The sequence below is a fragment of the Pseudomonas sp. W15Feb9B genome (assembly GCF_000828175.1).
Classification (GTDB): domain Bacteria; phylum Pseudomonadota; class Gammaproteobacteria; order Pseudomonadales; family Pseudomonadaceae; genus Aquipseudomonas; species Aquipseudomonas parakoreensis.
Genome location: NZ_JTKF01000004.1, coordinates 149,827 through 158,566 on the forward strand (window position 1 = coordinate 149,827; position 8,740 = coordinate 158,566).

Sequence of the window (8,740 nt, forward strand, 5' to 3'; positions counted from 1 at the left end):
CGAGGATACCAGAGCCTCGCTTGACCCGATAAGCGCCACAGCGGTTATGCTCACGGCTCAATCGAGCAACGGAATGGCGCGTGACTGAACTGACTCCCCTGCAAAACCTCTGGCTGACTGAAACCATCCGCCTGCGTGAAGAACACGCAGGTCTCCTGGAGGATCTGGAAGCCAATCGACTGGCCCGCGCGGCCGGCGGCGATCTGCCGAGCCGTATTCAGCGCCGGGCGGCGTGGCTGGCCGAGCGCGACGGGCTGAGCACGGCACTCAAGCACTGGCTGCAGGGCGCGCGTCTGGCGCTGGTACTGCTGGTGATTTTCGCGCTGCTGAGCGGCGCCGGACTGGCCTTCGCCGCACTGAGCCAGTCACCGGTGAATGTGTTCTGGGCCTTGGGCAGCCTGCTCGGGCTGAACCTGATTCTGCTGCTGAGCTGGGCGCTGGGGCTGATCTTTGCCGGTGAACACGGCGCCACCCTCGGGCGCTTGTGGCTGTGGCTCAGCGAAAAACTCGCCCGCGATGCCAAAGCCGCGCAACTCGCGCCGGCCCTGCTGCTGATGTTGCAGCGCAAAAAACTCAATCGCTGGGCGCTCGGCACATTGGTCAATGGCCTGTGGTTACTGGCGATGCTCAGTGCACTGCTGTTGCTGCTGACGCTGATGGCGACCCGGCGCTATGGCTTCGTCTGGGAAACCACGATCCTCAGCGCGGATACGTTCATCAACCTGACCCAAGCCCTTGGCGCGCTGCCGGCGCTGCTCGGTTTCAACGTACCCAGCGTGGAAATGATCCGTGCCAGTGGCGACGCGGCGCTGGGTATCGAAAGCGCGCGACAGGCCTGGGCGACCTGGCTGGTCGGTGTGCTGGTGGTCTACGGCGTGCTGCCGCGTCTGCTGCTGACGCTGGTGTGTTTCTGGCGCTGGAATCGCGGCAAAGCCGCGCTGGCGCTGGACCTCAACCTGCCCGGCTACGCCCAGCTGCGCGAACGGCTGATGCCGACCAGCGAACGTCTCGGCATTAACGACGCGGCGCCTGAGCAGTTGCATCGCGTCGAAAGCAGCGTCAGCGAACACGCCAGCGAGGGTGCCCTGCTGGTCGCCATCGAACTCGACGATCAACGCTCCTGGCCGCCAGCGCTGCCGAAAACCGTGAGCAACGCCGGGATCCTCGACAGCCGCGAATCGCGGCACAAACTGCTCGAACAGCTCAGCCGTTTCCCTCCGGCGCGCCTGTTGATCGCCTGCGATCCACGACGCTCGCCGGATCGCGGCAGCCTCGCGCTGATTGCCGAACTGGCGCGCAACGCCAGCGCCACCCGCGTCTGGCTGCTGCAAGCACCACCCGGCGAAGCGCTGGACAGTGCCCGTCTCGGCGACTGGCACGTCGCGTTGCAACAACTGGAGCTGCCGTTCGCCGATTGCGCACCGATGAACTGGCTGGAGACAGGTCATGACTGATGCCCGGAAAGCGCCGCTGAAACTCGCGGTGGTCGGCCACACCAACGTCGGCAAGACCTCGCTGCTGCGCACCTTGACCCGTGACGTCGGTTTCGGCGAAGTCTCGCACCGGCCCAGCACCACTCGGCATGTCGAGGGCGCGCGGTTGTCGGTGGACGGCGAGCCCTTGCTCGATCTCTACGACACGCCGGGGCTGGAAGACGCCATTGCCCTGCTGGATTTCCTCGAGCGTCTGGAGCGCCCCGGCGAACGCCTCGACGGCCCGGCGCGACTGGCGCGGTTTCTCGACGGCAGTGAGGCGCGCCAGCGTTTCGAACAGGAGGCGAAAGTGCTGCGGCAACTGCTCGCCTCCGACGCCGGTCTGTATGTGATCGACGCCCGTGAGCCGGTGCTGGCCAAGTATCGCGACGAACTCGAAGTGCTGGCCAGCTGCGGTAAACCGCTGCTGCCGGTGCTGAATTTCGTCAGCAGCGCCAACCATCGCGAACCGGACTGGCGCGAAGCGTTGGCGCGGCTCGGCCTGCATGCGCTGGTGCGGTTCGACAGCGTTGCGCCGCCGGAAGATGGCGAGCGGCGCCTGTACGAAAGCCTCGCGCTGCTGCTGGAAAACGCCCGGCCGCAACTGGAACGGCTGATCGCCGATCAGCAGGCCCAGCGCCTGGCGCGCCAGCAAAGTGCGGCACGCCTGATCGCCGAATTGCTGATCGATTGTGCGGCGTGCCGGCGCAGCGTGGTCAGCGAGGCCGAGCAGGAACAGCAAGCCATCAGCGAATTGCGCAAAGCCGTGCGCCAGCGTGAGCAGAAATGCGTTGAGGCGCTGCTCAAGCTCTATGCGTTCCGCCCGCAGGATGCGGCGGCCAGTGATTTGCCGTTGCTCGACGGGCGTTGGGGCGATGACCTGTTCAACCCGGAAACCCTGAAGCAACTCGGCGTGCGGGTGGGCGGCGGGATTGCTGCCGGTGCCGCTGCCGGGGCTGGGGTGGATTTGCTGGTGGGGGGGATCACCCTCGGTGCGGCGGCGCTGGCCGGGGCGATTGCCGGCGGTGCGCTGCAAACGGCGCGCAGTTATGGCAGCCGCTTGCTGGGCAAGATCAGGGGCCAGCGGGAGTTGACCGTGGATGACGGGGTGTTGCGGCTGCTGGCGTTGCGGCAGCGCCAACTGTTGCTGGCGCTGGATCAGCGCGGGCATGCGGCGATGGACGCGGTTCAGGTCGCCACCCCGCAGGACAAGACCTGGCGCGAGGGCAAGCTACCGGAGGCGCTGAACAAGGCGCGGGCGCATCCGCAGTGGTCTTCGCTCAATCCGCATGCGAAGTTGAATCAGGCGGAGCGGCAGGAGCAGATTGAGGCGTTGGTTGATCGGGTGCTTGAGCTTTAGATCGCTACCCCCTCACCCCAGCCCTCTCCCCCAAGGGGTAGAGGGGGAAGGGAGCAGATCTTCTGGCTTTTCAAAACCTGAGTTCGACTGGATATTTCAGATCGATGTAGGGCCCAAGAACAACACGGTCGGCTCCCTCTCCCTCCGGGAGAGGGTTGCAATCACTCAGCCGACAACAAAACCTCAGCCTTGCGCTTCAGCACACCCAAATCCATCACCGGCACCGCCCTCTCCTTGGCCAGCTCGTCCCACTGGCGCATGCGCAAACTCACGGCACACAACGGATCACGCTCAAACGCATCCGCCTCAGCCTCGCTCATCACCCCGCCCTGATACTCCAGGGTCCGGCGACTCGCTTCACTCAGGCGCTCGAAATACCCAGGCTCACGCAAGGTCAGATAGCGCTTGGCCTGCACGTGATATTCCACCAGCCGGGCCATACGCTCACTAAAACCCGCCTCACGCAAGTAGTCCGCACCCAATCGCTCATGGCTGACCACGCCATAGCCGCCCATGTTCTCGGCGCCCTCGGCACACAAATGACCGATGTCATGGAAGAACGCCGCCAGCACCACTTCATCATCAAACCCTTCAGCCATCGCCAACTGCGCGGCCTGAGACATGTGCTCGATCTGCGACACCGGCTCGCCGATGTAGTCGCTGTTACCGAAGCGTTCGTACAAGTTGAATACCCGGGCGACAATTTGTGGGTGATCCATCAGATTTCCTCCAGCAACCGCGCGACATTGCGTTCGGCCAGTGCCGGACCGACGCTCATGCCGACGCCGGTGTGCATCAACGCCACACTCAGCCCCGGGGCCGGGCGCAGCAACGAAAACGGTCCCGGCCCCCGGGCACCGTAGACGCCCTGCCAGCGCTCGAGCACTTGCACCTTGCAGCCCAGCGTCTGTTCGGCCAGATCGAGCATCCAGTTGTCCACTTGCTCGGCATTGAACGGCGACGGATCGCTGCCGTAATGGTGCGAGTCGCCGATGATCAGCTCGCCATACGGCGTCGGGCTGATCAGCAGGTGAATGCCGTTGTCGTGCAGGTGCGGTTGCTCACGCAGGATCTGCGCCTGCACCGCCGCCGCTTGCGGCAGATCGGCGAAGGCGCCGTAGTGCACGCAGCTCAGACCGGTGAGCAAGGCGTGTTGCAGGTTCAGCTCAATCTGCGGTTTGGCGCGAAGCATTTGCAGGCGGCAGATCTGCGGATCGAGCGCGGCGATCGGCTCGGCCAACAGGGTCTGATAATCGTGGCCGGAGCAGACGATGATTTGCTTTGCCGTGAAGCTGCCGGCGGTGCTGTGCAGGCGCCCCGGTTGGACGTCGCGCACCAGCGTACTGAAATGAAACTCGACGCCGAGGTCGCGGCGCAGGTAGTCAATCAGCGCGGGGATTGCTTCGCGCGAGTACAGCTGTTGATCGTCCAGGCCGTGCAATGCAGCACGGTGGTGACTGAACTGGCCGTGGTACAGATCACGCAGTGCGGCGCCACGCAGCAAGGCCACGTTGTAACCGTGCTCCACGGCGCGACCGTTGCAGAAAGCTTCGAGCACGTGTTCTTCGGCTTCGCTGCGGGCGAACAGGTACGAGCCGTTGCGCTTGATGTGCAGACCGGCGAGTTGCGCCCAGTCGCCCCAGATCTCGCGGCTGGCCTTGGCCAGTTCGAGCATCTGGCCCGGCGGCTGGCCGGTGACCAGCGCCTGACCGAAGTTGCGCACCGAAGCGCCGAGGGGCGTGGCGGTGCGTTCGAAAACGCTGACCTTGAGACCGCGTCTGGCGGCGGCGTAGGCGTGGGACAGGCCGAGGATGCCGGCGCCGACGATGAGCAGGTCTTGGTGTTGTGTCATAAAAGCAATCCCGCTTGTGTGGCGAGGGAGCTTGCTCCCGCTCGGCTGCGCAGCAGTCGTAAATTCAGCAGACGCGGAGTGCCTGACACTACTCGTTTGCAGGATTTGGGACCGCTTCGCGCTCCAGCGGGAGCAAGCTCCCTCGCCACAGGCTGTGTGAGTCAGTTACTTGGCAGCGACTTTCTCGGACTTGCCGTCATAGCGCTTGCGCCACTCGGTGAGGATCTCGTCGCGATTCTTCGAGGCCCAGGCGAAGTCGTTCTTGATCAGGCGCTGCTCGTAGTCGGCCGGCAGTTCGGTCTGCGGCTTGGCGATACCCGGCTGCGCAAGAACCGCAAAGTTCTCCTTGTACAGATCCATCGCCTCGGCGCTGGCGGAGAAGTCCGCGAGTTTTTTCGCCGCGTCTTCATGCGGGGTGCCTTTGATCACCGCTGTGGCTTCGATCTCCCAGCCCAGGCCTTCCTTCGGCAGGATGATGTCCAGCGGCGCGCCCTGGCGCTTCAACTGTACGGCTGGATACTCAAAGGAAATGCCGATCGGAAATTCGCCCGCAGCAGCCAGTTTGCAAGGCTTGGAACCGGAATGAACGTACTGGCCGATGTTCTGGTGCAGACCGTCCATGTAGGCCCAGCCCTGCTTCTCGCCGAAGGTTTGCAGCCAGGCGCTGACGTCGAGGAAACCGGTGCCGGACGACGCCGGGTTAGGCATGACGATCTTGCCCTTGTACTCAGGCTTGGTCAGATCCTGCCAGCTCACCGGTTTACTCAGTCCCTGCTTCTCGGCTTCGACGGTGTTGAAGCAGATGGTCGCGGCCCACACGTCCATCCCGACCCAGGCTGGCGGGTTAGCGGCGTCGCGGTAGTTCGCGCCGATCTTGCCCAGATCCTTCGGTGCGTAGCTTTGCAGCATGCCCTGCTGATCGAGGATGGCCAGGCTCGAAGCGGCCAGGCCCCACACCGCGTCAGCCTGTGGACGGGCCTTTTCGGCCAGCAGTTTGGCAGTGATGATCCCGGTGGAGTCACGCACCCACTTGATTTCGACGTCCGGGTTGGCCTTTTCGAATGCGGCTTTGTAAGCGGTCAGTTGCTCGGCTTCGAGGGCGGTGTACACCGTCAACTCGGTTTTTGCCGCGAAGGCATTCAGGCTGAAAGTAGCGAGCACAGCAGCGGCCAGGGCCATAGGCTTGAACATGATCGTTTTCCTGTCTTGAGTTGAGGTTGGGAAAATCAGTGACCGGGCGCGGTTTGCCGCCAGGCCTGGGAACGGCGCAGCAAGCCGCGCGAAGCCCACGCCAGCAGCAAGGACACGCCTGCCGAGGTGAACAGAATCAGGGTCGACATCGCCGCCGCGCCGCCGACGTTGCCGGCGTCATCCATGTTCAGCACCGCCACCGCCGCGAGGATGGTGTCGGGGCTGTAGAGGAAGATCGCCGCCGACACCGTGGTCATCGCCGAGACGAACAGGTAGCGCACGATGTCCAGCAGCGCCGGCAGACAGATCGGCACGGTGACCCGCAGGTAATGGCGGTACAGCGGCGCCTTGAGCGACAGCGCGGCGGCTTCGAACTCGGCGTCGAGCTGGCGCAGCGCGGTGGTCGCGGTCATTTGTGCGGTGGTCAGGTAGTGCGCAATGGTGCAGACGATCAGCAGGGTCATCGTGCCGTACAGCACGTGCAGCGGGTTGCCGCTGAGGTTGAAGAAGAAGACATAACCCAGACCGAGCACCAGCCCCGGCACGGCCATCGGGATGAAACTGAGCATGCGCAGCGTCAAGTTGAGGCCGCGCTGGCTGCGGGTTTTCTCCATCAGGTAAGCGCCGGTGAAGATCAGCACGCTGCCGATCAGCGCCGTGCCCAGCGCCATCTTCAAGCTGTTGCTGTACGCCAGCCAGCCACCGCCGGCAGTCTCGTTGAACTGGTAGTGATTGAGCGACAGCGACAGGTTGTACGGCCAGAACTTCACCAGCGAGGAGAACACCGCCATGCCGAACACCAGCAGCAACGCCGCGCTGATCAACACAACAATCGCCAGATAGCAGGCATCACGCATTTTCGACGGCGCTGGTTTGAATACTTGCGCACGGCCACTCATGGAATCGCCGTGACGCCGACGCAACCAGGCATCGACGCCGAAGCTGAACAGCGCCGGCAACAACAGCACCATGCCGATCAACGCGCCGCGGCCGAATTGCTGCTGGCCGACCACGGCTTTGTAGGCTTCCAGTGCCAGCACTTGATAGTCGCCACCGACCACCACGGGCACGCCGAAATCGGTGATGGTCAGGGTGAACACCAGACAGAACGCGGCGAATACCGCTTGCCGGGTCGCCGGCCAGGTGATGCTGCGAAAGGCTTTCGCCGGACTGGCGCCCATGCTCGACGCCGCATCGAACAGCCGCGCATCGGCCAGCGACAACGCCGACAGCAGAATCATCAACGCATGCGGAAAGGTGTAGATCACCTCGCCCAACACAATGCCCCAGAACCCGTAGATGTTGTCCGAAAGCAGTCCACGCAGCATGCCCTGGTTGCCGAACAGATAAACCAATGCAATCCCCGGCAGCATCGACGGCGCCATCAACGGCAGCAGGGAAATCCCGCGCCAGAGGCCCTTGGCCGGAATCAGTGTGCGTTGCAGGGCGTAGGCAAACAGGTAGGCCAGCGGGACGACGATGGCCGCGACGCTGAGGGAAACCTTCAGGCTGTTGCCGAGCAGCCAGTGGAAATTCTCGCTGCTCACCAGTTCCTTGGCGGCGAGCCAGCCGCCGCCCTGTCCGGCCTCGCTGCTGAAACCGCGCCAGAAGATCGCCAGCAATGGCAGCAACACCGCGACACCGAGCAGCAACAGCAGCAGGAGTTTGCCACCGAGGACGAAGATCCGGTCGCCGACCTCGGCCCCGGACACTCGCCGCGCCTGCTTGTGCGGTAGCGGCAGTGCGATGTTCGCGCTCATCAGGCAAACACCTGCAGGCTGCGCGGCGGCAAGGCGACCATGATCTGCTGGGCGCCGAGGCGCGGCATGGCTTCCGGCGCCAGTTCGGCGAGCAGCGAATGGCCCGGCAACTGGTCGAGTTCGAAGCTCATGCGGCAGCGATTGCCGAGGAACGTGATCTCGCGAACCTTGGCCGGGAACAGGTTTTCTTCGTGCACCAGCGGATTGACGCTGATCGCTTCCGGACGGCAGAACAGTCGGCCCGAAGCGCCGCTCACGCTGCCATCCGCCAGACGTACATCCATCCCGCCAACCCGGGCGTGACTGGCGCTGCTGCGCTGGAACGGCAGCCAGTTGCCCTGCCCGACGAACTCGGCCACGAACGGCGTGGCCGGGCGGTTGTAGATGTCCTGCGGAGTGGCGTACTGCTCGACCCGACCGTTGTGCATCACGGCGATGCGGTCAGCCATCAGCATGGCTTCGTCCTGATTATGGGTGACCATCAGGGTGGTGATGCCGAGGTTGCGCTGCAGCTGGCGCAGTTCGGTGCACAGATGCTCGCGCACCCGGGCGTCCAGCGCCGACATCGGCTCATCAAGCAATAACAGCGACGGCGCCGGGGCCAGGGCGCGGGCCAGCGCGACGCGTTGCTGCTGGCCGCCGGACAACTGGCCCGGGTACTTTTTCTCACTGCCGCTGAGGCCGACCAGCTCCAGCATCTGCCCGACGCGACGGCGTACTTCGTCACGACCACTGCCGGCGAGGCCGTAGGCAATGTTCGCTTCGACGGTCAGATTGGGGAACAGCGCGTAGGACTGGAACAGAATGCCGTAATCCCGGGCCTGCGGCGCAAGGTGCGAGACGTCGCGGTCACCAAGGTACAACTCGCCGCTGTCCTGCTTTTCCAGCCCGGCGATGCAGCGTAGCAGCGTGGTCTTGCCGCAGCCCGACGGGCCGAGCAGGCACACCAGTTCACCGGCGGCGACGTCGAGGGAGACGTTATCCAGTGCGGTGAACGCGCCGAAGCGTTTCTGCACGCCGCGCACTTTCATCGGCGCACCGGGGTTGATCAGGGCAGTTGCGATGGCAGGATTCATGGACAGACCTCATCAAGCTGATGGGGCCA

Annotated in this window: 7 protein-coding genes; 2 read left to right on the top strand and 5 right to left on the bottom strand. The window is 64.2% G+C overall.

All coding sequences use genetic code 11. From position 1 onward, the window contains the following. Positions 1 to 80: 80 nt before the first annotated feature. Positions 81 to 1,454, top strand: a complete 1,374-nt coding sequence (locus OC71_RS02285; protein ID WP_041063648.1) for a DUF2868 domain-containing protein — start codon at positions 81 to 83, stop codon at positions 1,452 to 1,454. Then, positions 1,447 to 2,832, top strand: a complete 1,386-nt coding sequence (locus OC71_RS02290; protein WP_041063651.1) for a GTPase/DUF3482 domain-containing protein — start codon at positions 1,447 to 1,449, stop codon at positions 2,830 to 2,832. The genes OC71_RS02285 and OC71_RS02290 overlap by 8 nt, the downstream gene beginning before the upstream one ends. A gap of 161 nt (positions 2,833 to 2,993) precedes the next feature. Here the strand turns inward: OC71_RS02290 and OC71_RS02295 are convergent, their stop codons facing one another. The 5 genes from OC71_RS02295 to OC71_RS02315 all read right to left on the bottom strand — a co-directional run bounded on the left by OC71_RS02295 (position 2,994) and on the right by OC71_RS02315 (position 8,711). After that, on the bottom strand, positions 2,994 to 3,551 hold the full coding sequence (locus tag OC71_RS02295; RefSeq protein ID WP_041063655.1) for a phosphonate degradation HD-domain oxygenase: 558 nt from the start codon (positions 3,549 to 3,551) through the stop codon (positions 2,994 to 2,996). Further along, entirely contained in the window at positions 3,551 to 4,684 is a 1,134-nt protein-coding gene (locus tag OC71_RS02300; RefSeq protein ID WP_041063659.1) for a TIGR03364 family FAD-dependent oxidoreductase, read from the bottom strand. The genes OC71_RS02295 and OC71_RS02300 overlap by 1 nt, the downstream gene beginning before the upstream one ends. A 165-nt stretch (positions 4,685 to 4,849) precedes the next feature. Then, positions 4,850 to 5,875 carry a putative 2-aminoethylphosphonate ABC transporter substrate-binding protein gene (locus OC71_RS02305; protein WP_041063660.1) on the bottom strand — a complete coding sequence of 342 codons (1,026 nt, stop codon included), beginning with the start codon at positions 5,873 to 5,875 and terminating at the stop codon, positions 4,850 to 4,852. A gap of 35 nt (positions 5,876 to 5,910) precedes the next feature. Next, on the bottom strand, positions 5,911 to 7,635 hold the full coding sequence (locus OC71_RS02310) for a putative 2-aminoethylphosphonate ABC transporter permease subunit (RefSeq protein WP_041063663.1): 1,725 nt from the start codon (positions 7,633 to 7,635) through the stop codon (positions 5,911 to 5,913). Next, complete coding sequence (locus tag OC71_RS02315) at positions 7,635 to 8,711, bottom strand: putative 2-aminoethylphosphonate ABC transporter ATP-binding protein (protein WP_041063666.1); 1,077 nt, start codon at positions 8,709 to 8,711, stop codon at positions 7,635 to 7,637. Before OC71_RS02315 ends, OC71_RS02310 begins: the two co-directional genes overlap by 1 nt. Positions 8,712 to 8,740: the final 29 nt, after the last annotated feature.